The 24,815-nt window shown below is 65.8% G+C and carries 24 protein-coding genes and 1 pseudogene; 8 read left to right on the top strand and 17 right to left on the bottom strand.

The features are described from left to right. The first annotated feature begins 48 nt into the window (after positions 1-48). Positions 49-537, top strand: coding sequence for a MaoC family dehydratase (locus DEM25_RS08775; protein WP_109768599.1), 489 nt, complete (start codon positions 49-51; stop codon positions 535-537). Here the strand turns inward: DEM25_RS08775 and DEM25_RS08770 are convergent, their stop codons facing one another. The 5 genes from DEM25_RS08770 to DEM25_RS08750 are packed head-to-tail and all read right to left on the bottom strand — an operon-like array spanning position 538 to position 6,105. Beyond that, positions 538-1,086: a sarcosine oxidase subunit gamma gene (locus DEM25_RS08770; RefSeq protein ID WP_109768598.1), complete on the bottom strand. Its 549-nt coding sequence runs from the start codon at positions 1,084-1,086 to the stop codon at positions 538-540. After that, positions 1,079-4,090, bottom strand: coding sequence for a sarcosine oxidase subunit alpha family protein (locus DEM25_RS08765; protein WP_109768597.1), 3,012 nt, complete (start codon positions 4,088-4,090; stop codon positions 1,079-1,081). The genes DEM25_RS08770 and DEM25_RS08765 overlap by 8 nt, the downstream gene beginning before the upstream one ends. Then, positions 4,087-4,401, bottom strand: a complete 315-nt coding sequence (locus DEM25_RS08760; protein ID WP_109768596.1) for a sarcosine oxidase subunit delta — start codon at positions 4,399-4,401, stop codon at positions 4,087-4,089. The genes DEM25_RS08765 and DEM25_RS08760 overlap by 4 nt, the downstream gene beginning before the upstream one ends. An 8-nt stretch (positions 4,402-4,409) precedes the next feature. Further along, positions 4,410-4,850 (bottom strand): hypothetical protein, encoded by a 441-nt coding sequence (locus DEM25_RS08755; RefSeq protein ID WP_109768595.1) that lies wholly within the window; start codon positions 4,848-4,850, stop codon positions 4,410-4,412. 1 nt (position 4,851) lies between these two features. Beyond that, positions 4,852-6,105: a sarcosine oxidase subunit beta family protein gene (locus DEM25_RS08750; RefSeq protein WP_109768594.1), complete on the bottom strand. Its 1,254-nt coding sequence runs from the start codon at positions 6,103-6,105 to the stop codon at positions 4,852-4,854. Between the two features lie 299 nt (positions 6,106-6,404). Here DEM25_RS08750 and rpsU point away from each other — a divergent pair, with 299 nt between their 5' ends. Both rpsU and DEM25_RS08740 read left to right on the top strand, forming a co-directional pair. After that, a complete protein-coding gene (gene rpsU, locus DEM25_RS08745) occupies positions 6,405-6,629 on the top strand; it encodes a 30S ribosomal protein S21 (RefSeq protein WP_109768626.1) in 225 nt (74 codons plus the stop codon). A 129-nt stretch (positions 6,630-6,758) separates the two neighbouring features. Further along, positions 6,759-7,610: a tetratricopeptide repeat protein gene (locus tag DEM25_RS08740; RefSeq protein WP_109768593.1), complete on the top strand. Its 852-nt coding sequence runs from the start codon at positions 6,759-6,761 to the stop codon at positions 7,608-7,610. A 28-nt stretch (positions 7,611-7,638) separates the two neighbouring features. Here the strand turns inward: DEM25_RS08740 and DEM25_RS08735 are convergent, their stop codons facing one another. Further along, complete coding sequence (locus DEM25_RS08735; RefSeq protein WP_109768592.1) at positions 7,639-8,535, bottom strand: LysR family transcriptional regulator; 897 nt, start codon at positions 8,533-8,535, stop codon at positions 7,639-7,641. A gap of 106 nt (positions 8,536-8,641) precedes the next feature. Here DEM25_RS08735 and DEM25_RS08730 point away from each other — a divergent pair, with 106 nt between their 5' ends. Next, positions 8,642-9,418, top strand: a complete 777-nt coding sequence (locus DEM25_RS08730; RefSeq protein ID WP_109768625.1) for an aldo/keto reductase — start codon at positions 8,642-8,644, stop codon at positions 9,416-9,418. 38 nt (positions 9,419-9,456) lie between these two features. Here the strand turns inward: DEM25_RS08730 and DEM25_RS08725 are convergent, their stop codons facing one another. The 10 genes from DEM25_RS08725 to DEM25_RS08680 form a co-directional block, all read right to left on the bottom strand. Next, complete coding sequence (locus DEM25_RS08725; RefSeq protein ID WP_109768591.1) at positions 9,457-10,695, bottom strand: RNA polymerase sigma factor; 1,239 nt, start codon at positions 10,693-10,695, stop codon at positions 9,457-9,459. Then, on the bottom strand, positions 10,692-11,045 hold the full coding sequence (locus tag DEM25_RS08720; RefSeq protein ID WP_109768590.1) for a YciI family protein: 354 nt from the start codon (positions 11,043-11,045) through the stop codon (positions 10,692-10,694). The genes DEM25_RS08725 and DEM25_RS08720 overlap by 4 nt, the downstream gene beginning before the upstream one ends. Before the next feature lie 24 nt (positions 11,046-11,069). After that, positions 11,070-11,579 carry an SRPBCC family protein gene (locus tag DEM25_RS08715; RefSeq protein ID WP_109768589.1) on the bottom strand — a complete coding sequence of 170 codons (510 nt, stop codon included), beginning with the start codon at positions 11,577-11,579 and terminating at the stop codon, positions 11,070-11,072. A 137-nt stretch (positions 11,580-11,716) separates the two neighbouring features. Beyond that, on the bottom strand, positions 11,717-13,117 hold the full coding sequence (locus DEM25_RS08710) for an NAD(P)(+) transhydrogenase (Re/Si-specific) subunit beta (RefSeq protein WP_109768588.1): 1,401 nt from the start codon (positions 13,115-13,117) through the stop codon (positions 11,717-11,719). An 8-nt stretch (positions 13,118-13,125) separates the two neighbouring features. Beyond that, positions 13,126-13,536, bottom strand: coding sequence for a proton-translocating transhydrogenase family protein (locus DEM25_RS08705; RefSeq protein ID WP_109768587.1), 411 nt, complete (start codon positions 13,534-13,536; stop codon positions 13,126-13,128). After that, positions 13,529-14,707, bottom strand: coding sequence for a Re/Si-specific NAD(P)(+) transhydrogenase subunit alpha (locus DEM25_RS08700; protein WP_109768586.1), 1,179 nt, complete (start codon positions 14,705-14,707; stop codon positions 13,529-13,531). The genes DEM25_RS08705 and DEM25_RS08700 overlap by 8 nt, the downstream gene beginning before the upstream one ends. A gap of 71 nt (positions 14,708-14,778) precedes the next feature. Further along, positions 14,779-15,000, bottom strand: coding sequence for an aa3-type cytochrome c oxidase subunit IV (locus DEM25_RS08695; protein ID WP_109768585.1), 222 nt, complete (start codon positions 14,998-15,000; stop codon positions 14,779-14,781). Between the two features lie 94 nt (positions 15,001-15,094). Next, a complete protein-coding gene (locus DEM25_RS08690) occupies positions 15,095-15,793 on the bottom strand; it encodes an N-acyl amino acid synthase FeeM domain-containing protein (protein ID WP_120222683.1) in 699 nt (232 codons plus the stop codon). A gap of 234 nt (positions 15,794-16,027) precedes the next feature. Beyond that, on the bottom strand, positions 16,028-18,388 hold the full coding sequence (locus DEM25_RS08685) for a putative bifunctional diguanylate cyclase/phosphodiesterase (protein ID WP_109768583.1): 2,361 nt from the start codon (positions 18,386-18,388) through the stop codon (positions 16,028-16,030). 292 nt (positions 18,389-18,680) lie between these two features. Next, positions 18,681-19,388, bottom strand: coding sequence for an SDR family NAD(P)-dependent oxidoreductase (locus tag DEM25_RS08680; protein WP_158585216.1), 708 nt, complete (start codon positions 19,386-19,388; stop codon positions 18,681-18,683). A gap of 347 nt (positions 19,389-19,735) precedes the next feature. Between DEM25_RS08680 and DEM25_RS08675 the strand changes: the two genes are divergently transcribed. From DEM25_RS08675 to DEM25_RS18365, 3 genes and pseudogenes are all read left to right on the top strand, one after another. Beyond that, entirely contained in the window at positions 19,736-20,329 is a 594-nt protein-coding gene (locus tag DEM25_RS08675) for a TRAP transporter small permease subunit (protein WP_109768624.1), read from the top strand. After that, a pseudogene (locus tag DEM25_RS18370) lies at positions 20,326-21,144 on the top strand (TRAP transporter large permease subunit); the annotation flags it as partial. The gene DEM25_RS08675 and the pseudogene DEM25_RS18370, both read left to right, overlap by 4 nt. Positions 21,145-21,238: 94 nt before the next feature. After that, a complete protein-coding gene (locus tag DEM25_RS18365; RefSeq protein WP_342633468.1) occupies positions 21,239-22,123 on the top strand; it encodes a TRAP transporter large permease subunit in 885 nt (294 codons plus the stop codon). An 87-nt stretch (positions 22,124-22,210) separates the two neighbouring features. Here the strand turns inward: DEM25_RS18365 and DEM25_RS08665 are convergent, their stop codons facing one another. Then, complete coding sequence (locus DEM25_RS08665) at positions 22,211-23,845, bottom strand: AMP-binding protein (RefSeq protein ID WP_109768623.1); 1,635 nt, start codon at positions 23,843-23,845, stop codon at positions 22,211-22,213. A gap of 200 nt (positions 23,846-24,045) precedes the next feature. Here DEM25_RS08665 and DEM25_RS08660 point away from each other — a divergent pair, with 200 nt between their 5' ends. Continuing rightward, positions 24,046-24,741: a tellurite resistance TerB family protein gene (locus DEM25_RS08660; RefSeq protein WP_109768580.1), complete on the top strand. Its 696-nt coding sequence runs from the start codon at positions 24,046-24,048 to the stop codon at positions 24,739-24,741. The last annotated feature ends 74 nt before the right edge of the window (positions 24,742-24,815 follow it).

The raw sequence follows: 24,815 nt of genomic DNA, 5'->3' as shown, positions 1-24,815 counted from the left end.
ACCGCCGCGCCCCTTTTCAACTCCGTACCGACACCGCAAGGCGAGCCCATGACCGCGTCTCCCAAGACCCTTATCGCCATCGACGAAATTCCCGGCCTTGTCGGCACCACCGTCGGCACCTCGAGCTGGCGCACCGTCACGCAGGCGATGATCGACGGGTTCGCCGACGCAACCGACGATCACCAGTGGATCCATGTCGATCCCGAGCGCGCCGCCCGCGAAACGCCCTATGGCGGCACGATCGCGCACGGCTTTCTGACCCTGTCGCTCCTGTCGACCCTTGCTTATGAGGCGCTGCCCGATCTGGACGGCGATGTGCGCATGGGCGTCAATTACGGGTTCGACGAAGTGCGCTTCCATGCTGCCGTCAGGGCGGGCGCGCGATTGCGGGCGATCTTCGGTCTCGCCGATGCGGACATAAGGCCGTCCGGCCGCATCCTGTTCACCTATGACGTGACGCTGGAAATCGAAAACAGCACCAAGCCGGCGATGACCGCCAAATGGCTGACGCTGATGATCGTCCGGCCGAAAAGCTGATCAGCCGCCGTCGCGCGCGGCCTCGGCCAGATAGCCGAACACATAGTCCGAAAACGACCGCCAGACCTCGATCCGGAACACCGACGGCTTGACCCGCCACAGGACGATCTCGGCCTTGCCGAAGATGGTGCGCGAACAGGCGCCGGTGCCGAACGCCTCCATCGACAGATCCTGCGGACAGCCTGCATTGATGACATCCGCCGCGCCTGGTCCGGACACCAAAATCGCCGTATTGCGATGGGAGATATCGACGGCGGCATGCAGCGCATCGATCCCGCCAAGGTCGGCCATCGGATCGGTCTTTTCGTCGATCAGCAGCCATTCGTCCGGGCCGAGCCACAGCGCCGACCGGCCTTTTTCGGTGACTGATGTCTTGGGCGTGCGCGGCAGCGCGACGCCGAGCGCATCCGACAAGCCCGGAACCGATGCGGACGGGCAGCGCAGGCTGGTGCGGAACGCCGCATGCGCCGGCGTCAGCGCCACGCCCGTTCCGGCGAACACATGGCCCGCCAGCGGGTGGCGCCGTTCGATCGTCATCGCCTCAGCCATTGTCTGACTCCGCGTCCGGGTTCCAGAAATTGGTGTCGCGCACTTCGACCTCGACGACGCCGTCCGGCATCGGCACGTAAAGCGTCTCGCCCATCCGGTCGAACCCGCCCTCGACCAGCGCCATGGCGATCGGCCCGCCGCAATTGTCCGACCAGTAGGAGGACGACACCCAGCCGATCATGTCCATCGGCGGCGGCTGGTTCGGATCGGCGACGATCTGCGCGCCTTCGTCGAGCACGGTGCTGCCGTCCTTCGATCTCAGGCCGACAAGCTGCCGCCGCCCCCCGCCGGCCAGATCGGGCCGCTTGAGACCGCGAATGCCGACGAAATCGTCCTTTGCCTTGCCGACGGCCCAGGAAAGGCCCGCATCGTGCGGCGTCACCGTGCCGTCCGTGTCCTGCCCGACGATGATGTAGCCCTTTTCGGCGCGCAGCACATGCATCGTCTCGGTGCCGTAGGCGCAGCCGCCGGCCTCGGCGACCTTGTCGTGCAGCGCGTCCCATGCCGCCCGGCCATAATCGCCCGGCACATTGATCTCGAAGCCGTCCTCGCCGGCAAACGACATGCGGAAAAGACGCATCGGCACGCCGGCGAACGTGCCTTCGGCAACGCTCATGAAGGGCAGCGCCTCCTTCGACAGATCCAAGCCGCCGACGAACGGCGCGAGCACTTCCGCCGCTTTCGGACCCTGCAGCGCGATCACCGCCCATTGTTCCGATGTCGAGGTCAGCCAGACCTTCATCTCCGGGAATTCGGTCTGCAGATAGTCCTCCATGTGATTGAGGACGCGCGGCGCGCCGCCGGTCGTCGTCGTCACATGGAAACGGTCCTCGGCGATCCGCCCGACCACGCCATCGTCATAGATGAAGCCGTCCTCGCGGCACATGATGCCGTAGCGCAGCCGGCCGACGCCGAGCTTCATGAACGGGTTGGTGTAGATCAGGTGCAGGAACGCCGCCGCGTCCGGGCCGACCACTTCGATCTTGCCGAGCGTGGAGGCATCGAACATGCCGACGCTTTTGCGAACCGTGACGCATTCGCGGTTGACCGCCGCCGCCATGTCCTCGCCGGCGCGCGGATAGTACCAGGGCCGCTTCCACTGGCCGACATCCTCGAACACCGCGCCCGCCCGTTCGTGGCTCTCATGCATCGGCGTGCGGCGCGTCGGATCGAACAGCGCGCCGCGCCCGTGGCCGACGATCGTGCCGAAGGTCACCGGCGTATAGGGCGCGCGAAAGGTCGTCAGCCCCACTTCGGGTATTGGCCGGTCGAGCGCCTCGGCGGCAATCGCCAGCCCGTGCATGTTGGACAGTTTGCCCTGGTCGGTCGCCATGCCGTTGGTGGTGAAGCGCTTGACATGCTCGATGGAATGGAAGCCCTCGCGCACCGCCAGCCGAATGTCCTTTTCGGTGACATCGTTCTGGAAATCGACGAACGCCTTGACCACCTTGCCCGCTTCCGGGTTCGGCCCGGCGCCGAGCATCAGCCCGTCCCACGAGCCGCCGGACTCGGCCTTGATCGAGAGTGGTTTTGCCGTGGCCTTGGGTCGGGCGGCTTTGGCCGCCGCTTCGCCCGCCGCAAGGCCCTCTTCCACCGTTGCGGCCAGGTTTGCGGCGCCGTTGCAGGCCCCCGCCGACGCGCAGTCCTGCGCATATTCACCGGGCAGAAAGCGCCGGCCGTCCTCGTCGAACCGCAGCTTGCCCCGCGATTGCGAGAACAGGTGCACCGACGGCGTCCAGCCCGCCGACATGATCAGCGCATCGACCGGGATTACCTGACGGCTGCCGCCCCGGCACGGCCGGACGACGATGGACGAGACCCGCAGCTTACCGCCGGCGGCGACCACCGCGTGATGGGTGAGAACGCGGATGCCGAGCCGGCCCGCCTCTTCGAGCAGCGCCGGATCGACCGTGTCGCGAATATCGGCGATCACGGCGATGTCGGCGCCGGCGCGCTTGAGATCGAACGCCGCCGCATAGGCAGAATCGTTGGCCGTGTAGACGCCGACCGTCCGGCCGATCAAAACGCCGTAATGGTTCAGATAATGCCGCGCCGCCGAAGCCAGCATGATGCCCGGCCGGTCATTGTTGGCGAACACCATGTGCCGCTCGATGGCGCCGGTAGCGATGACCACGCGCTTGGCCCGCACCTGCCAAAGCCGCTCACGCGCCATGGAGGGGGCGGGCTCGTCCAGATGGTCGGTCAGCCGTTCGGCGAGCGCGACGAAGTTCTGCGCATAATAGCCGAACGCGGTCGTCCGCGGCAGCACGCGGACATTGTCCATCGCCGCCAGCTTCGCCGCCGTTTCGGTCGCCCACCGATGGCCGTCCTGGCCGTCGATCCGCGCATCGGTCTCGAACGCCAGCGCGCCGCCGGGCGCCGCCCGCTCGTCGCAGACGATTACCGAAGCGCCGCTTTCGGCCGCCGCCAGCGCCGCGCTCAGCCCCGCAGCCCCGCCGCCGCAGACCAGAACGTCGCAATGGGCGTAACGCGCCGCATAGCGGTCCGGGTCCGGCTGATCGGGCGCGACGCCAAGGCCCGCCGCGCGCCGGATGATCGGCTCATAGACCGTGTCCCAGGCCTTTTTCGGCCACATGAAGGTCTTGTAGTAAAAGCCCGCCGCGAACACCGGCGACATCCAGTCGTTCACTTCGCCGACATCGGCGGTCAGCGACGGCCAGCGGTTCTGGCTGGTCGCGTCGAGCCCGTCATGGATTTCCTGCACCGTGGCGCGCACATTGGGCTGCCGGCGGGCGGCGCCACGCGCAATGCCGACCAGCGCGTTGGGCTCCTCGGGCCCGGCGGTCAGGATGCCGCGCGGCCGGTGATATTTGAACGACCGGCCGACAAGGTGAATGTCGTTGGCCAGCAGCGCCGAGGCCAGCGTGTCGCCGGCGAGCCCGTGATAGGTGTCGCCGTCGAAGCTGAACCGGACCGGATTGGCCGGCGTCAGACGCCCGGCACCGTCGACGCGGTTGGGCTGTGTGGCGGTGGACGCGGTCATGTCGCCCCCTTCGCATTCTCGTTGGCCGCCTCGACCAGGTCCGGCTTCGCTTCGCCCGCCGGGTAGGTGACGAGGAACTTGTCGGTCACCGTGTCGCGCGCGGCGTTGAAGAAACGCGCGCAGCCATGCAAGTGCCGCCAGCGCTCGAACGTGATGCCCTTGGGGTTGTCGCGGTAGAAGAAGAAGCGCGAAAACTCCTCGTCGGTCAGCGAGGCGATGTCGGCAGGCCGGGCGATATGGGCTTCGCCGGCATGGCGGAACTCGATCTCCGGGCGCGCTTCCTCGCAATAGGGGCAATGGATCAACAGCATCGGCTTTCCTACAGTTCTCCGGGGCCCATCTCGGTGCCGCGCGGCTGGTCGCACAGCCGCCGTCCCATTCGCTCGAACGGCGCGAACAGCGCCATGCGCTCCGCAGGCCCGCCGGTCTCGACGATCAGGTCGTTGACGGCCATGTTGGCGAGCGTCGCGTCGAACGGATCGGTCGACACGATCACCATCCGCACCGGCGGGTCCTCGTGCCATTCGTCATGCTCTTCGACGACAGCGAAATAGACGGTCGGCCGGCCGGCCACGAACACGCACATCAAGAGCCCTTCATCGACGGTGAAGGGCCAGCCCGTCTCGCCGCCCGCCCGCGTCAGCGTCTGCATGCGCACATCGCCGGCGCGCGGGATGCGGAAGATGTTCCGCTCGCCCGGCTCGGCGACCGGCGTGGCGGCCATGCCCGCGGCCAGTGTCATCGCCGCCAGGCCGACCATCTCAGTGCGCCACCGCCGCGGCGGCCGCTTCGTCGATCAGCCGGCCGGTGGTGAACCGCTCGAGCGTGAAGCCCTCATTGATCGGATGCGGATTGTCGTTGGCGATCGTGTGCGCGAACACATGGCCCGAACCGGGCGTCGCCTTGAACCCGCCAGTGCCCCAGCCGCAATTGACGTAAAGGCCAGGCACCGGCGTCCTGGCGATGATCGGCGACCGGTCGGGCGTCACATCGACGATGCCGCCCCACGAGCGCAGCATCTTCATGCGCGTGAAGACGGGGAACATCTCGCAGATCGCTTCGAGCGTGTCCTTGAGGATGTGAAGGCCGCCGGTCTGCGAATAGGAGGTGTACTGGTCGGTGCCCGCGCCGATCACCAGTTCGCCCTTGTCGGACTGGGAGATGTAGGCGTGCACCGAGTTGGACATGACCACGCACGGAAAGCACGGCTTGACCGGCTCGGAAACCAGCGCCTGCAAGGGAAAACTCTCGAGCGGCATGCGCACATCGGCCATCTCCATCAAGACCGATGTGTGCCCGGCGGCGACAACGCCCACCTTCTTGGCGCCGATGAAGCCGCGCGTCGTCTCGACGCCGGTCACCTGCCCGTTGCCCGACCGGCGAATGCCGGTAACGGCGCAATTTTCGATCACATGCACGCCGCGCGCCGACGCCGCGCGCGCATAGCCCCAGGCCACCGCGTCGTGCCGCGCCGTGCCGCCGCGCCGCTGCAGCGCCGCGCCCGTCACCGGGTAGCGCGCGCCCTTGGAGATGTTCAGCGGCGGGCAATACTCGCCCGCCTGTTCGGGCGTCAGCCATTCATTGTCGACGCCGTTGAGCCGGTTGGCATGGATGTGCCGCTTGAGCACCTGCTCGTCATGCACATTGTGCGCCAGCATCATCACGCCGCGCGGCGAGTACATGACATTGTAGTTGAGATCCTGGCTCAGACCCTCCCACAGCTTCACCGCATGGTCGTAGAGCCCGGCCGATTCGTCATAGAGATAGTTCGAGCGGATGATCGTCGTGTTGCGCCCGGTGTTGCCGCCGCCCAGCCAGCCCTTTTCGAGAACCGCGACATTGGTGATGCCGTGTTCCTTGGCCAGGTAATAGGCGGTCGCCAGCCCGTGCCCGCCTGCCCCGACGATGATCACGTCATAGGACGAACGCGGTTCGGGGCTGTCCCACTGGCGGCCCCAGCCCTTGTGTGCGCGCATCGCCTCGCGCGCCACGGCAAATCCGGAAAATCGGCGCATCGGCCCTCACCGTTGATGCCAAACTGGCCGGCACAAAAGCATAGCGCGCAGGCGACTTCCAGCCGGATTGCGACGGCAAAGGACGCGCACAGCCTTGCCACAGACCGCTTTTCCCAACGCCGACAAAGGCCTGTCATCTGCATCGGGCAGACTGGACTTGTGGTGCCGAAGCTGATATGCCGCAGGCAATCGTCTGGCCGGCGGCTCTGCGAACCGATTTTTGCGTTCCGTGTTTCGGCAGCCTCGCAGACGCGAAAACCGGCCAAACCAGCCTCGAACACCGAAGGAACGGGATCAAATTGCAAGTACTTGTCCGTGACAACAATGTCGACCAGGCGCTGCGCGTCCTGAAGAAGAAGATGCAGCGCGAAGGCGTGTTCCGCGAGATGAAACTCCGCGGCCATTACGAAAAGCCGTCCGAAAAGCGCGCCCGCGAAAAGGCCGAAGCCGTGCGCCGCACGCGCAAGCTGGCCCGCAAGCGCGCCCAGCGCGAAGGCCTTCTGGGCGGCCGCAAGGGCCGCTGAGGCCCCGCGGCGCCGGTGCCGACGGCATCGCCGCGATATTGTCCAGATTGACATGCAAGCATGGCGTGACCTGACAATGGCCACGCCATTTTTGTGCGAAGGTGCATGGGGTCGAGAGGGGAAGTGACGATGGGCGATCAGGGTTCAGCCAGACGCGGCACGGCCGGCGCGGCGCGTCTGACGCGCTTTGCGCTGGTCTGCGCGACCGGGCTGGCGCTCGGCGCCTGCCAGACATCGGCGCTGCAGGGCGAAGCCGTGCGCATCGAGGCCGAACAGGGCAGCGCCCAGAACATTGCCTCGCTCACCGAAGTCATCCGCGCCAATCCGCGCGACGCCGAAGCCTACAATGTGCGCGGCTCGGCCTTCGGCCGCGGCGGCCGCTATCGCGAGGCGCTCGAGGACTTCAACCAGGCCATCGCCCTCAATCCGCGCTTCTTCGAGGCCTATGCCAACCGGGCGCTGATCCACCGCCTGCTCGGCGACCAGACGAGCGCGGCCAACGACTACAATGCCGCGCTGCAGATCAATCCGCGCTATGACAAGGCCTTTGTCGGCCGCGGCGAACTCTACCGCCGCGCCGGCCGCACGGACGAGGCGTTCCGCGATTTCGAGCGCGCCATTCAGCTCGACACCACCGATCCGCGCGCCTATCACCGGCGCGGCCTGATCTATCAGGGCCGCAGCCAGCACCAGTTCGCCATCGACGATTTCTCGACGGCGATCTCGCTGCAGCCCGATGCGCCCGAGCCCTACAATGCCCGCGCCATCTCCTACCTTGCGCTGAACCAGCTCGACAATGCGTTCGCCGATGCCAACTTCGCCATCGAACTGGACGATCGCAGCGCCGAGAGCTGGACCAGTCAGGGCCTCGTCTACGAACAGCGCGGCGAGCGCGAGCGCGCCAAGCGCTCCTTCCGCCGGGCGCTTCAGCTCGACCCCGATTTCTCGATCGCCCGCTCGGCGATGAGCCGGGTGAGCTGATCGCGATTGGCGCGCGCCTCGGCAATGGCTATGCCAAGCCGGCCAGCCCGTCCTTCATGGCATCGATGAACAGGCGCAGCCGCCGGGTCTGACGCCGCGCCGGCGCGAAAGCGGCGTTGATCGTCAGCGACGCGGCACGCCACCCCGGCAACGGCTCGACCAGCGTGCCGGCTTCGAGTTCCGCCGCCACCAGCCAGCGCGGCATTATGGCATAGCCGCCGCCGGCCACGGCGACGCGTTTCGTGGTCGCGATGTTGTTGCTGGCGAACGTCACGCGGGCATCGAGATCGGCCGTCTCTCCCAAGGGTCCGGTCAGCGGCCATCGCCCGCCCTCGAACGGGTGCAGCGCCGCGCACGGCACGTTCGCCAGCGCTTGTGGATCGCCGTCAGCCGGCCCCACCAAACCCGGAGCGGCCACGACGATGCGTTCCACCTCTGCCAGCGGCTGTACGATCAGCGTTTCATCGGGAACGGCGCCGACGCGCAGCCACAGATCGCAGCCGACCTCCGAAAAGCGGTTCGGCGCGTCATCGAGGATCCAGTCCAGGACGATTTCGGGATGGGCCGCCTGAAACGCCACGGCGCAGTCGAGCGCGACCGTCTGGCCGAGCGCAACGGGCACGACGATCTTCAGCGGCCCCGCGATGCGGTCGGCGTCGCCGGCAAAGTCCTCGGCGAACCCTTCCCATTCGGCCAGCAGCAGCCGTGCATCGGCGAGGCACCGCTCGCCGGCCTTGGTCAGGCTCAGGTGATGCGTCGAGCGAACGATCAGTTGCGCGCCCAGGCGTTCTTCGAGATCGGCCAGTTGCCGGCTCGCCGAGGCTTGCGACAGGCCCAGATCGCGGGCCGCCGCGCTGATCGAGCCGCGCTCGGCAATCCGCACGAAGGTTTCCAAAAGCGTCAGGCGGTCGAGTGATCGAGTCATACGTTAAGTGTATAACAATAGCTCTTTGCACTCGTCTACCGACGAGGCCGGCGTATCGATAGGTTTGCGGGCACTGGCGGATCTGGCCGCCACAATGGAGAGCGAGATGACAGACACACCCAACCGGACCTATCGCATCGGCGGCGACATCGAGGTCAACCGGATCGGATTTGGCGCCATGCGCCTGACGGGCCAGCCCGGCAATTTCGGCCCTTATGAGGACTGGGAAGGCGGCATCTCGTTGCTGCGGGCAGCGGCCGATGACGGCGTGACCTTCTTCGACAGCGCCCGGTCCTACGGCCCGCTGACCGCCGACCGGATCGTCGGCGAGGCGCTGGCGGACCGCGACGTGGCGCTCGCCACCAAGGGCGGCGTCGACAAGCCCGAACCCGGCCGGATCACGATCGACGGATCGCGCGACACGCTGCTGCGGCAGGTCGACGAGGCGCTGGTCAATCTGCGGCGCGACCGGATCGACCTGTTCCAGCTTCACCGGGTCGATCCCGAAACGCCCGTCGAGGTCTCCGTCGCGGCGCTCGCGGAAGCGCGGGCAGACGGCCGCATCGCCCATATCGGCCTGTCGAACGTTACGCGGGACGAGCTGGACCGGGCGCTCGCGGTCGCGCCGATCGCCAGCGTCCAGAACCGCTTCAACATGGATGAAACGGGCGACGACGGCCTGGTCGACTACACGGCGGCAAGAAGCATCGCCTTCATCCCCTACGGACCGCTGGGCGCCAACCCGATGCAGCACGGCGCGAAACTGGCGCCGCGCGAGGCGCTGGCATGGCTGCTCGAAAGGTCGCCCAATATCATCGCCATTCCGGGCACGACATCGGTCGGCCATATGCGCCAGAACATCACCGCATGGGATCTGCTCTGACGCCCCCCGCCGGAGCCGCCCGGCCATGCCTTGCGCGTCTACTCCGGTCGTGCATCCCCCGTTTTCGCCGCGGGCCGGCCGCCGGCCCGCAGGCTCTCGATCCTCCCGTCCAGATGCCGCCTGAGCGGCGGTTCGACGGACAGCGAAACGGCTTTCTCATAGGCTTCGATGGCGCCGGCAATATCGCCCAGGTCGGCCAGAAGCGCGCCGCGCGCGGCCCAGAAGGGCTGGAAGGCGCGCGTCGCCTTTTCGTCGAGCCGCGACAATGCGTCGAGCCCGGCCGGCGGCCCGTGCCGTTCAGCGATGACGATGGCGTGGGCGACCGCCGCGCCGAGCGAGGGCGCGATCCGGCCAAGGCCGAAATAGAGCTTGTCCAGCGCCAGCCAGTCGATCCTGCCGGTCTTGGCGCGGTCCAGATGCAGGCCCTGAATCGCCGCCTCGATCTGGAACCGGCCGGGCGCGGCGCGTGCATGGGCCGCTGCGAGCGCCGTCTGGCCGTAGACGATCAGACGCCCGTCCCACAGCGTTGCGTCCTGCTCGTCGAGCGGCACCAGCATACCGTCCCTGATGCGCGCCTGGCGCCGCGCGTGGCCGAAGGCGATCAGCGCGGCAAGCCCGTGCGCCTCGGCGTCGTCCGGCGCCAGATGACGCAACAGGTCGGCGAGATAGAGCGCCTCCTGGCCCAGCGCATCGCTCGGTGCCAGCCAGTCCAGCGCATGGGCGGCATAGATGGCCTCGCGCACCGCGCCCAGCCGCTCGGGCAGATCGGTTTCGTCCGGCATCTGAAAGGGGATGCGCGCATCCCTGATCTTGCGCTTGGCGCGCACCAGGCGCTGCGCCATGGCCGACGGCGTGACGACGAAGGCGCGGGCGATGTCGGCCGCCTCGACGCCGAGCACGGTCTGCAGCATCAGCGGCGTGTGCAGGTCCTCCGGCAGCGCCGGATGGGCGCAGACCATCATCAGCGAAAGCCGCTCGTCGGGCATCGTTTCGGCTGTCGTCGCGCTGTCTGCCATGTCGGGGATCGCGTCCGTTTCGGGAAAGCGCGCGCGCCGTCGTTGCGTGTCCGTCATCCGGTTGCGCGCCGCGGTCAGAAGCCAGGCTTCGGGGTTGTCCGGCACGCCGGTTTCCGGCCAGCGTTTCAGGGCCTTGGCGAAGGCATCGGCCAGCGCGTCCTCGGCGCCGGCAATGTCGCCGCTGCGCTTGGCGAGGATGGCGATCAGCTTTCCGTAGGATGCCCGCGCCGCGCTTTCGGCGGCGCGGGCCGCCTCACTCATGCGCCGCCCATGGCGGAGGCGCGGATCTCGACCTTGCCGGCCTTGGCGGCGGGGCATTTTTCTGCCCAGGCCATGGCGACGTCCAGATCGGGCACGTCGATGACGAAATAGCCGCCCAGCGTCTCCTTGGTGTCGGCGAACGGGCCGTCCTGCACCGTCCTGCTGCCGGTCTTAAGGCTCAGCGTCGTCGCGGTCTCGACCGGCTGCAGCCAGTCCGTGTCGACGAAGACGCCAGCCTCCTTGAGCGCGCCGATATAGGCGCCATAGACCTCCTGCATGGCGGCCCAGTCCTCCTGGGTCATGTCGGCGAAGTCGGCGGGGTCGGAGTAGAGAAGAAAGGTGTAGCGCATCGGTGTGTCTCCTGTTGGATGCGGTTAGGCTGCGGTTTGAAGATTGGCAAGGCCGCGCTCGAAGGTCGGGCCGACCATGCGGTCCATGAACAGGCCCATGACCCGGCCGATCGGATTGAACCCCATATCGGCCTGCATCGACCATGTGACATGAGCGCCGCCGTCTTTCGGCTCGGCGCGGATGGTCTGCAGCGGCTTGCCCATCGGGCCCAGATCGATCTGGTAGTGCACGGCATCGCCCGTGATCGCCGCGACGGTCTGGCTGCCCTTGCCGTCCTTGCCGGCGAAGTGGAAGCCCGACCCGACACCCGATGCCGGCCCGAACAGCGTGATCGACAGGTCGGGATCGGTGGACCTGTAGGGATTGAAGCGCTGATAGCCTTCCCCGGAGGCCGCAAGCGCCAAGACGGCCCGGGCGTCGGCGTCGATCAGCGCCTGCCGCTCGACATGGACCTGCCTCGGAAGCAAAAGGGTCGATGCCGCCAGAACGGCGACCGCGGCGCCCGATGCTGCGAGGATTTGAAGAAGCGTCATGATGATTGTCCTTTCGTCACCGAGAGCACCATCGCTCTCAATGGGGTGACGAACGGACACGGGTCCGATCGACATTGCCGACAAAAAAACCGCGGCAAGTGCCGCGGTTTTTCGAAAAGCGCCGGATTTGGCTGACGTCAGTCGTCCATCGCCTTGACGATGTCCTCGGTCATCTTCTTGGCATCGCCCAGGAGCATCATCGTGCCGTCCTTGTAGAACAAGGTGTTGTCGATGCCCGCATAGCCCGAGCCGAGCGAGCGTTTGACGAACAGGCAGGTCTTGGCCTTGTCGACATCGAGGATCGGCATGCCGTAGATCGGCGAGGACGGATCGTCGCGCGCCGCCGGGTTGGTGACGTCGTTGGCGCCGATGACGTAGGCGACATCGGCCTGGGCGAACTCGGCATTGATGTCTTCGAGCTCGAACACCTCGTCATAGGGCACGTTGGCCTCGGCGAGCAACACGTTCATGTGGCCGGGCATACGGCCCGCCACCGGGTGGATCGCATAGGACACATCGACGCCCTCGGCCTTCAGCGTGTCGGCAAGTTCGCGCAGCGCGTGCTGGGCCTGGGCGACGGCCATGCCGTAGCCCGGTACGATGATCACCTTCGACGCGTTCTTCATCAGGAAGGCGGCGTCGTCCGCCGAGCCCTGCTTGACGGTGCGGTCGATGCCGTCATCGCCGCCGGCGGCAACCGCCTCGCCGCCAAAGCCGCCCAGAATCACCGAGATGAAGGAGCGGTTCATGCCCTTGCACATGATGTAGCTGAGGATCGCGCCCGACGAGCCGACCAGCGCACCGGTGATGATCAGCGCCAGATTCTCGACGGTGAAGCCGATGCCCGCCGCCGCCCAGCCCGAATAGGAGTTGAGCATCGAGACCACAACCGGCATGTCCGCGCCGCCGATCGGGATGATGATCAGGACGCCGATCAGAAGCGACAGGATGACGATCAGCCAGAAGACGGTGTGGCTTTCCGTGCCAACCAGAACCGCGATCAGGACGATGATCGCGATGCCGATGCCGGCATTGATGATGTGCCGGGCCGGCAGGAGGATCGGCTTGCCCGACATGCGCCCGTCCAGTTTCAGGAACGCGATGATCGAGCCGGTAAACGTGATCGCGCCGATGGCGACGCCGATCGACATTTCGACCAGCGCCACGGCCTTGATCGAGCCGACATCGCCAATGCCGAACGAGGCCGGCGAGTAGAGCGCGGCGGAGGCGACCAGAACGGCGGCGAGGCCGACGAGCGAGTGAAAGCCGGCAACGAGCTGGGGCATCGCGGTCATGGCGATGTTGCGCGCCACATAGGCGCCGACCGACCCGCCAATGGCGATGCCGGCGAGGATCATGAACCCGCCGCCAATGCCCGGGGCGGCCACCAGCAGCGTCGTCACGACCGCGATGGCCATGCCGATCATGCCGTACATGTTGCCCTGACGGGAGGTGGTCGGATGGCTCAGCCCGCGCAGCGCGAGAATGAACAGGATCCCGGAAACGAGATAGAGGAAGGAGGCGATATTGACGGACATCTAGCGCCTCACTTGTCTTTTTTCTTGTACATGGCGAGCATGCGTTGGGTGACGAGGAAGCCGCCGAAGATGTTGACCGAGGCCAGCACCAGGGCGACGAAGCCGAAGCCCGTCGCAAGCCCGCTTTCGGAAATGCCGACAGCCAGCAGCGCGCCGACCACGATCACCGAGGAGATCGCGTTGGTCACGCTCATCAAAGGCGTGTGCAGCGCCGGCGTCACCGACCAGACGACGTAGTAGCCGACGAAGATCGCCAGAACGAAGATCGAGAACAGGAAGACGAACTCGCTGACGCCGCCGGTCTGCACCGCATCGGCAGCGGCGGCCACCGCGGGTGGCGCATCGGCAACCGCCTCGCGCACGCCCTGAACGGCGCTGTCCAGCGCGTCGAGCGCCCGGGATACGCTGTCGTCAGCCATCGGCCTTTTCCCCCTTGTCAGCGGCAGCCGGCGACTCGCCGCCAAAGCGCGGATGCACCAGCGCGCCGTCATGTGTCAGAAGCGTCGCGGCCACCAGTTCGTCGTCGCGATTGATGTTGAGCGCCCCGCTCTCGCCGTCGACCAGCGTCTCGAGAAACGCCAGCACGTTCTTGGCGTAGAGCAGCGATGCGGACGCCGCCACCTGTCCGGGCATGTTGGCAATGCCGATCACCTTGACGTCGTTCCTGGTGGTCACCGTCTCGTTGGCTTTGGCGCCCTCGACATTGCCGCCGCGCTCGACGGCCAGATCGACCAGCACCGAGCCGGGCTTCATCGCATCGAGCATCTTTTTGGAAACCAGCTTCGGCGCCGGCCGGCCGGGGATCAGCGCCGTCGTGATGACGATGTCCTGCTTGGCGATGTGCTCGGCGACCAGCTCGGCCTGCTTGGCCTGGTATTCCTTGGACATTTCCTTGGCGTAGCCGCCCGCCGTCTCGGCCGCCTTGAATTCCTCGTCCTCGACCGCGATGAACTTGCCGCCGAGCGAGGCCACCTGTTCCTTGGCCGCCGGCCGCACGTCGGTGGCGGTGACGACGGCGCCGAGGCGCCGCGCAGTGGCGATCGCCTGAAGGCCGGCAACGCCCGCCCCCATCACGAACACCTTGGCTGCCGGCACCGTGCCGGCCGCGGTCATCATCATCGGCATGGCCCTGTCATAGGCCGCCGCCGCCTCGATCACCGCCTGATAGCCGGCCAGGTTCGCCTGCGACGACAGAACATCCATCGATTGCGCGCGGGTGATGCGCGGCATGAGCTCCATCGCGAACGCCGAAAGACCGGCCTTGGCCATCTCGCCGAGCGCCTTTTCGGCATCATAGGGGTCCATGACGGCGATGACCGCCGCGCCCTTCTTGTACTTTTTCAGTTCGGGCGATGTTGGACGGCGCACCTTGAGCACCACATCGGCCTTGCCGGAACCGGCGGCGGCCGTGACGATCGACGCGCCGGCACCCTCGAAATCCGCATCGGGAATGCGCGACAAAATGCCCGCGCCCTTTTCGACGGTCACGGTGTGGCCGGCCTTGACCAGCCGCTTGACCGTGTCGGGCGAGGCGGCGACGCGCGGCTCGCCGGCCTGCGATTCCTTGGCAACGAATAATGTCAGTGGCAAAACCGGTCTCCCCCGCCGCAGCTAACTGGACCGGACGCGCGCAATGTCAATGCGCCCGGCGACGTTTCGTGTCAAAGCACGAACCGCGAAACGATCATCAGCAGGACGAAAACGATGATGCCGCCTAACAGGCCGCCGCCGGCGAAGAAGCCGAACGCCATGGCGATCAGCAGCGCGGCGGTCGCGACCGTGCCCCACTTGGTCAGCGCGAGGAACAGGTTGAACGTTTTTTCATGTTCCGGATAGTCCATTGCCGCGCCGGCGTCGTGGTTGGTCTCGGTCTGCTCGCCCATGGCGGTCTCCGCTCGTCGTGTTGGATGCTGCCGTGCGCATAGCGAAAACTGCGCCGCACATCAATGGCGCATGCGAGACGGCAGCCGCCGACGCTCAGGCGGCGTTGAGCGCGTAGCGGGCGGTCGGCCGCACGCACAGCGGCGGCAGCGCATCCTCGAGCCGGTCGAACAGGAGCCGCGCTTCGGTCTCGGTGTAGTGAAACAGCGGATTTCGGCTCATGATGTAGTCGACATTGTTGCGCGAAATGCCGAGCAGCACGGCCTGGACGCACATACCCTCCGGCTCGAAGGGGCCGGCAAGGCGCGTCGCCCCGAACACGCGCCGGTAATAGGCCTCATGCTCGAGCTTGACCGCGCAAAGGCAGTAGTCGGCGCGCTTGTGCAGCGTCATCATGGTCGACAGGCGGTGCGTGAGAAGCGGCAACGCGGGCTGGATTTTCGACGCTTCGGCATCGATGGCAAAACGGCTCGGATCGACGAACACCATGCCCTGCGCCAGCAGCGGCGAAAGCGTCTCGGAAAAAAGCTCCATCGCCGGTGTCGGCGGCGTGTTCGCCGACAGCATGTTCAGCCGCATCGACGCAACGAGCTGGTCGGCATGATAAAGGCCGAACACATAGGTGTCCGGCTCGAAGTCCAGCGCCTCGACGAGCGGCGAGTCGAATTTGCGTTCGTAGACGTCCTTGGCGTTGAACGCTTTGAGACGCAGTGCACCCACATCTTCAAAATCTTCCGGCGTGGTGATGCGGCGATACTCGATTGCCTCCATCACCGACAGAAGGCGATCGGCCACGGCGTCGCTGCGTTGGCGGGTTGGTGCTTTTGTCGCGCTGCGATCCACGGCGTCGTCCCCTTGGTAGGTTGACCTGCCGCAAGGTTATCTTTTACGAAAATGCGCGTAAATTCCCAAGAAATAGTAATCGGCTGTTAAGGTTAACTGTTAATGAACGGCCGATTTGCGGTCAGACTTGTGTTATCCTGATACAGACAGAACATGCGGAGAATTGAGGAGCGGGCGGAACGCCTGTCAGCCGGTAGCGGCCGTTCCCGGTTGCGCAACGGCGGCGGGCGCGTCCGCAGCGGCATTTTCGGCCGGCATGCGCGTCGCCATCTCGGCGATCGCGGTCGCCGGAAGCGCCGGGCCGAACAGATAACCCTGTACCTTGTCGATCTTGCCCGATCCGCGCACGATGGCAAGCTGGCTGGCGGTCTCGACACCCTCGACCGTGATCTTCAGGCCCAGCCCATGACACAGATCGGTGATGCCGTGCAGCAGAGCCAGCGGCGTGTCGCCGGTTTCGATGCCGGCGACGAACGACCGGTCGATCTTGACGCGATCGAGCGGCAACCGGTGCAGATAGCTCAGCGAGGAATAGCCGGTGCCGAAATCGTCCAGCGCGATCCCGACGCCCGTTCTGCGAATGCGGGTCAGGCGATCGATCATGTCGGCCTCGTTGCTGATCACCGCCGTCTCCGTGATTTCGACGATCAGCCGATTGGCCGGCAGTCCTGCCGTCTCCAGTGCGTTCTGGATGATCTGGCCGATGCCGTCACGCTGGAAATCGATCGATGACAGATTGACCGACACGGTCACATGATCCGGCCAGCGCGCGCACTCCCGTGTCGCTGTGCGAATGACGCTTTCGGTCAGCTTCGTGATGATGCCCATCTCTTCGGCCAGCGGAATGTATTCGGCCGGCGAGACGTTGCCATGCTCGGGATGATGCCAGCGCGACAGCGCCTCGCAGCCGACGATGCGTCCGGTCGCCGCTTCGACGATCGGCTGGTAGCGCACCGACAGCGTGCCCAGCTCGATCGCCTTGGCCAGTTCGCCCTTGAGCAGTTGCCGCCGCAGATAGCGGTCGTTCATGTCGCGCTCGAACAGTGACCATACGCCCTTGCCCATCGCCTTGGAATGGTACAACGCCAGATCGGCTTCGACCATCGCCCGCTTGAGATCGAAATCGCCGGCCTTGCCGTATGTGATGCCGAACAACTGTGTGACGAACACCTTTTCAGGTCCGATGCGGAACGAACGCCGCAGACAGTCACGCAGCCCGTCGGCGAAGGCGTCGATCTCGAAGTCGGCCGGCAGCCGGTCGACGAACATCATGAACTCGTCGCCGCCGAGCCGGGAAATGGCCGCGCAATCGCCATAGTCGCGGCGCAGCCGGCGGGCGATGGCCCGCAGCAGCGCGTCGCCTTGGGCGTGTCCGATCGAATCGTTGACGCGCTTGAAGTCATCGACATCGAAAGCGATCAGCAGACACCGCGATTCCGGATCGGCTTCGTCCGCGCGGCGAACGGCCTCTTCGCCGAAATGCGTCCGGTTGGGCAATTCGGTCAGGCTGTCGAACCGTGCCATCGCCTTGATGCGCTCCTGCGCCCGCGCCCGCTCGGTCACGTCCTCAAGGATCAGCACCGACCCGCCTTCCGGCCTTTGCGTGCCGGAAAACTCGACATGCACCCCGTTCGTCAGCCGTATTTCGGCCTTCCTTCCGTCGGTGACCAGAAGGCTCGACACCACGTCCTGGAAAGAGCCGGCGTGGTCGGACGGCACCAGGTTGAACCGGCGCGCATAGCGCATCAGGACGGAAAAGCTGCGCCCTTCGGCGTTCACATGATGGGGAATCTGCAGGATCAGCCGGGCGCGGCGGTTAATGACGACGACCCGCTGGTGGCGATCGAACATGATCACGCCGTGCGACATGTTGGTCAGCGCCAGGTTGAATCGCTCGGCGATTTCGGTCTTTTCAAGCCGCCCGCGCACCGCCGAAACGACGGTCGATCGCACCCGGCGCACCATCGACATGACCAAACCGACATAGGGCAGAAACAAGAGCACAGCGATCATGCTTGCAAGGTTGCCCGCCATCAGCAGGCTGAGCGCCGGCCAGATCAGCACGCTGACGGTCATCAGCGCCGCCAAGCGCACAGAGCCGTAAAGGCGCCCGACAATCGTCGGCAGGGCGGCAAAGACCGTCGACAGCGACGCGATGATGGCAAACTCGGTGCCGACAAACTCCAGGCTGAACCAGGCGAACATGCCGACTGCGAGGCCGGCCAGCCCGGACGACAGAATGTAGCGGCGTTCCCAGTCCTTGGCCCAGGCCAGGCGCGTTTCACGATCCATCGATGCAGCCGCAGCCGATTGACGCCCGTAGCAAACGATGTGGAAATAGCGGTAGGCCGCCGTCAGCAGGAAAATGCCAGGCCACACGCCCATCGAGGTCATGCCGCTCTCGATATAGACGCACAAGGCAATGCCGATCTGCAGCGTCACGCCCATCAGCATGCTGCGCCGGTCAGCGAACAGGCTGTCGACAAAGTTCAGATAGATGTCGATCTCGGCTTCATCGCCGTGCGGCGATCGATCCAGTCGTGTCATTGCCTGCCCTTTCGGCAGGACGATACGACCGACGCCGTTAATGAACGGTGTAAGGCTCTTGAATCGGGACAGTATGGCCCGTCCGTCCGGGCCTTTTCACCGGAGCGGCCCATGACATCGGGCCGAGGTGACGCAGCGAAACTAGAATATAGTCCATGAAGAATTCGTTAATTCGGTCAAACCACGGTGGAAATCGGCGAGTTTATACTATATACCGAAATAATTCAGGCGCTGACACGGGGAGCGGCGGAGCCCCCCAATATTTTGGGGGTCAGTCCGCGCTTACGCTCGCTCAGCTTCGCACGTCGTAGCCGCCATCGACCGTGATCGTCGTGCCCGTCATGTAGCGCGAGGCATCGGACGCCAGCAGCAGCAGGGCGCCCGCCAGATCGTCCGGCACGCCCAGACGGCCCATGGGGATGGAGTTCTTCAGGATGGGTGCCAGCCCGGCATCGAGATGGCCGCGCGTCATGGCGGTGGGATACCAGCCCGGTGCCAGCGCGTTGACCCGCACCCCGTCGGCCGCCCATTCCAGCGCCAGCGCCCGTGTCAACTGTTCCAGCGCCGCCTTGCTGGTTGCATAGGCCGAAAGCCCGCGCATCGGCCGCCTGCCCAGAATGCTGGTGACGTTGACGATGGCGCCGCCGCCATTGCCGCGCATGACCTCATGCGCCCTGCGGCACAGATTGGCCACCGCCGTCACGTTCAGATCCATGAGCGCGCCGAACCCGCCCGCGTCCTGCCGCGCCGCCTTTTCGACGCAGAACCCGGCGGCATTGTTGACCAGAACATCGAAGCCGCCGAACGCATCGGTTGCCGTGCCGATCGCACCGCGCACATCTTCATCATCGCGCACATCGCCGCGCATGTCCGCGAAACGGTTGGCCAGTTCGCCCGGATCCCAGTCCGGCGCGGTGTCGCTCAGATTGACCACCAGCGCCCCGCGCGCCAGCAGATGCCGCGCAAATCCCGCACCCAGCCCGGTCGAGGCCCCGGTCACCAGGCAAACCTTTCCCTCAACGGAAAAAAGCGGGTCGCCGGCCCCGCGCGCCACATGCATGTCCATATACGATCCGCCCTCGACTGCGCCCCAACGGTTCATCAACGCCAAACGGACAGCGACGTCAATCGGCGCCCGGGCGTCACCCATCGGACGCTTCACTGGTTAATAATCTTTACCATTCATTGCCATTCGCCCCAAGAGGTGCTAGCTGCCGACCCTGCCCGGTTCGCGTCGCGGTGGAGGCGCGCCTTGATTTTCCCGTCGCGGACCAACAAGGTGCGGCGACCGGCGGCCATGGCCTTGCAACCATGAACGCGGGCCCGCGGCAAGCTCAGGGGAGGAGTATGGCTGCTTTATTGAGAGTCTCGGCCGGCATCGACGCCGTCAACACGTTCATCGGCCGGTCGGTGTCGTGGCTGATCCTGGTCGCCGTGCTGGTCAGCGCCGGCAATGCGACCATCCGCAAGATCTTCGACAATTCGTCCAACGCCTGGCTCGAGCTGCAGTGGTATCTGTACGGCGCCGTCTTCATGCTGGCCGCCTCCTACACACTGCTGCGCAACGAACATGTGCGTATCGACGTGGCCACCTCCGGCTTTTCCAAACGCACCCGCGACTGGATCGACCTGCTCGGACACATCTTCTTCCTGATGCCGTTCTGCCTGATCATGGTCTGGATCTCCTGGCCCTTCTTCTGGGTCTCGTTCGCCTCGAAGGAGATCTCGGTCAACGCGTCGGGCCTCATCCTGTGGCCGGCCAAGTTCCTCGTTCTGGCCGGTTTCGTGCTCCTCAGCTTCCAGGGCATCTCCGAAATCATCAAGCGCATCGCGGTGATCCGGGGGCTCATCGAAGATCCCACCGCCGAGCATGAACTGCCGCCGATGATCGAGGAGATGGAATCCGGTGCGGACCTCGAAGAGCGGATGAAGAACAAATGATCGAGATCATCGCCCACAACCTCGCGCCGGTCATGTTCATCACCGTCATGGCGATGCTGCTCATCGGTTATCCGGTCGGCTTCACGCTTGCCGCCGGCGGTCTGATCTTCTTTTTCCTTGCCGTCGAACTGTCGATTTTCGCGCCCGGCGAAATCACCCTGTCACCGACTTTTCTAGGCCTGCATGCAAATCGCACCTTCGACATCATGCGCAACGAGGTGTTGCTGGCGATCCCCTTCTTCACCTTCATGGGGCTCATCCTCGAGCGCTCGCGCATGGCGGAAGACCTTCTCGACACGATCGGCCAGCTTTTCGGCCCCCTGCGCGGCGGCCTCGCCTTTGCGGTGATCATCGTCGGCGGTCTTCTGGGCGCGACAACCGGCGTCGTCGCGGCCTCGGTGATCGCCATGGGCCTGATCTCGCTGCCGATCATGATGCGCTACGGCTACAACCGCCCGGTCGCCACCGGCACGATCGCCGCCGCCGGAACGCTGGCGCAGATCGTCCCGCCGTCGCTCGTGCTGATCGTCATGTCCGACCAGCTCGGCCGCTCGGTGGGCGACATGTATGTCGGCGCGCTCTATCCGGCGCTGATGATCATGGGCATGTACTGCGCCTACATCTTCGTGCTGACACTCGTTCAACCCAAATGGGTCCCGGCACTGCCGCCCGAGACGCGGACGCTCGGCGGCGGCATCCTGTCGCTGTTTGCGATCATCGCCATCTCGGTTGTCATCCATTATGCCGGCATGAATTTCCTCTACGCCGGGATGAGCTACGAGAACCGCTTCGTGTCTTCGGCAACGACGGCCACCCTCTTCGCGCTCGGCGTCTCGCTGATCAACCGGCGTTTCAAGCTCGGCCTCGTCTCGCGGCTGACCGAACAGGTCATCANCCGAGGGCGGCGCGATGGGCGCCACCGGTGCGCTGGTGCTTGCGCTGCTCAAGGGCCGGCTCAACCTCAAGACACTCAAGGAAGCGCTCGACTCGACGACCAAACTGACCGCCTTCGTCATGTTCATCCTGATCGGCGCGCGCGTGTTCGCGCTGACCTTTTACGGCATCAACGGCAAGATCTGGGTCGAGGAACTGCTGCTGTCGCTGCCCGGCGGCGAGACCGGCTTCCTGGTCGTCGTCACGGTGATCGTCTTCATCCTGGGCTGTTTCCTCGACTTCTTCGAGATCGCCTTCGTGGTCGTGCCCCTGCTGGTCGGCCCCGCCGAAACGCTCGGCATCGACCTGATCTGGCTCGGCATCATTCTGGGCATCAACCTGCAGACCTCGTTCCTGACGCCGCCGTTCGGCTTCGCGCTCTTCTACCTGCGATCGATCGCGCCAAGGCAGGACTGGGACGACGAGGTCACCGGCGAGCGGATCAAGGGCATCGAAACGATGCAGATCTACCGGGGCGTCATCCCCTATATCGCCATCCAGTTCGTCGCCATCATGGTGGTCATCTTCTTCCCACGCATCGTCACCCACTACAATGACGACGCACCGGTGATCGATATCGACAACGTGACGATCGAACTGCCCTCGCTTGGCGGGCAGGACGCCGAGGGCAATGCGGTCGGCCTGCCCGGCATTGGCGGCAGCGGCATGCCGTCGGCACCGAACTTCGGCAATGAGGGCGGCTCGGGCCTGCCCGGCCTTCAACTCACCCCGCTGGGCGGCCCGCCATCGTTGGGCGGCGATGACGGCGCGGCCTCCGGCGGCGACAGCGAGGCGCCGGCGCCCGCCTTCGGCCTGCCACCGCTCGACCTGAACGCCACGCCGCCGCCGACCGACCAGTAGGCGCGCTGGACACCAACCGGAACGCCGGGGCACGCCCCGGCGCTTTTTTTCGACCGGACGCCCCTCAGCGCAGCACGGGCAACGCCATCACAGCGCCGCCGCCCGCTCGCGTAGTTCGTATTTCTGCACCTTGCCGGTCGAGGTCTTGGGCAGTTCGCCGAACACGATCCGTTTGGGAGCCTTGAAGCCGGCCAGCCTCTGGCGCGCAAAGGCGATCAGCTCCTCCTCGGTCGCCGACCCGTCGTCCTTCAGTTCGACAAAGGCGCACGGCACCTCGCCCCATTTTTCGTCGGGCTTGGCGACCACCGCGCACAGAAGCACCGACGCATGGTGCATCAGCGCGCTTTCCACCTCGACCGAAGAGATGTTCTCGCCGCCCGATATGATGATGTCCTTGGCCCGATCGGTGATCTGGATGTAGCCGTCCGGATGCTGCACGGCGATGTCGCCGCTGTGGAAATAGCCGCCGCGAAACGCCTCGTTGGTTGCGCGCGGGTTCTTGTAGTAGCCCTTCATCGTCGCGTTGCCGCGCATCACGATCTCGCCCGTCGCCGCGCCGTCCATCGGCGTCTGGCGCATGGTCTCGGGGTCGACCACCGTCACATGATCCATGTTGGGGAACGCGACGCCCTGCCGCGCCTTGATTGTCGCCCGTTCGTCGGGGGCGAGTTCTGCCCATTCATCGTCCTTCCAGACGCATTCGGTGGCAGGACCATAGACCTCGGTCAGCCCGTAGACCTGGGTGATGTTGAAGCCCATCGGCTCGATCGCCGCCAGCGTCGCCGCCGCCGGCGGGGCGCCGGCGGTGAACACATTCACCGTCTGGTCGAAGCTGCGCCGCTCCTCGTCCCTGGCGTTGACGATCATGTTCAGGACGATCGGCGCGCCGCCGAAATGCGTCACCCCCTCGTCGGCGATCGCGTCGTAGATCGCCCTGGCGGTGATATCGCGGCAGCACACGGTGGTGCCGCCGACCGCCGGCATCGTCCAGACATGGCACCAATTGTTGCAGTGAAACAGCGGAACGATCGTCAGATAGCGCGGATAGAGCGTCATCCGCCAGGCGATGGGCGTTCCCAGCGTGATCAGATAGGCGCCGCGATGATGATAGACCACGCCCTTGGGCCGGCCCGTCGTGCCCGACGTATAGTTGAGCGCGATGCTCTCCCATTCATCGGCGGGCATCACCCAGTCGAAGTCCGGGTCGCCCTCGGCGATCAGCGCCTCATAGGTCAGGTGCCGGCCCGATGCGTGGAACCCGGCCTGCTCGTCCGGCACCTCGATGATCGTTGGCTGCGCCTCGTTTTCCATCTCGGCGATCGCCGCCTCGACGACGCCGAGAAACTGCGTGTCGACGAGCACCACCCGCGCTTCGCCATGGTCGAAAATGTAGCTGATCGTGTGCTGGTCGAGCCGGATGTTGATGGCGTTGAGAACGCCGCCGCAGGCCGGCACCCCGAAATGCGCCTCCACATGGGCCGGAATGTTGGGCAGGACCGTCGCCACCACATCGCCCGGCGCGATGCCGAGCCGCGCCAGCGCCGAGGCGAGCTTCGACACGCGCACATGATACTCCGCATAGCTGGTGCGGAAATCGCCATAGACGATCGCCTCGCGTTTCGCATGCACCGTGGCCGCGCGCCTCAGATGCGACAATGGCGTCAGCGGCACGAAATTGGCCGGCCGCTTTTCCAGCCCGGTCTCGTCCTTCATCCAACCCATGGGTTTCTCCCTGCCCTGCCTTTCCGGCGGCCACCGCGCCGCCAGCCTCCCGAAGGCACGGGCCATGATTTCAGAGTTTTTCCGGCCCGTCACCCGCCTGTCCGTCCTGCCAGCGGCGCTTCCGCGGCCGTCATCGCCTTGCCATATCGCTCCCCAATACCCACCTGCACGACGACCCGGTCCGGCCAAAGGAGGAACCCATGCTCGACCCCAAAAAGCTGCTCAACGATTTTCTGGGAAGCCGGATACCCGGCGCCGGCGGAACCGTGCGTGAGCGGGCGGGGCAGGCCGGGCAGATGGCGAAAGACAATCCGCTGGCGACCGGCGCCATCGCGGCGGTCCTTCTGGGCACCGGCGTCGGGCGGGAGCTGACCGGCTCGGCGGTCAAGCTGGGCGCGGCGGCCGCCGTCGGCGGTCTCGCCTACACCGCCTGGAAGAACTACAAGGAAGGCCGCGCCGTCGAACAGGCCGGCTCCGCCGAGCCCGAGGTGCTGCCGCCGCCCCAGGGCTCGGAATTCGACATCGAGGCCGACAGCCAGGACGGCGAGTTCCCGCTCGCCCTGGTGCGCGCCATGATCGCCGCCGCCCGCGCCGACGGCCATATCGACGATGAAGAACGCGCCCGCATCATCGACAAGCTGGCGGTCAGCGGCATCGACGATGACGAGCAGAGCTTCGTGCGCGCCGAACTCGCCAAGCCCGTCGATCTCGATTCGATCGTCGGAGCCGCCCGGACCGAGGCGCAGCGCGTCGAACTCTACACCGCTTCAAGGCTCGCCATCGAACCCAGGACCCGCGCCGAGCGCGGCTATCTGGACATGCTCGCGGGCCGCCTGCAGCTGCCGGATCCGCTGGTCGATCACATCGAGGCGACGATCGCCGGCGCGACCGCGTAGCGGGCACAATCCCATCGTGCTGCATGGCCGGACGGGCCATGCCAGCCTTCTGTCGCATTGCGTGCAAACCGGGC

Source organism: Oceaniradius stylonematis (assembly GCF_003149475.2).
Lineage (GTDB): Bacteria > Pseudomonadota > Alphaproteobacteria > Rhizobiales > Rhizobiaceae > Roseitalea > Roseitalea stylonematis.
This window is presented reverse-complemented; position numbering and strand designations above follow the sequence as displayed.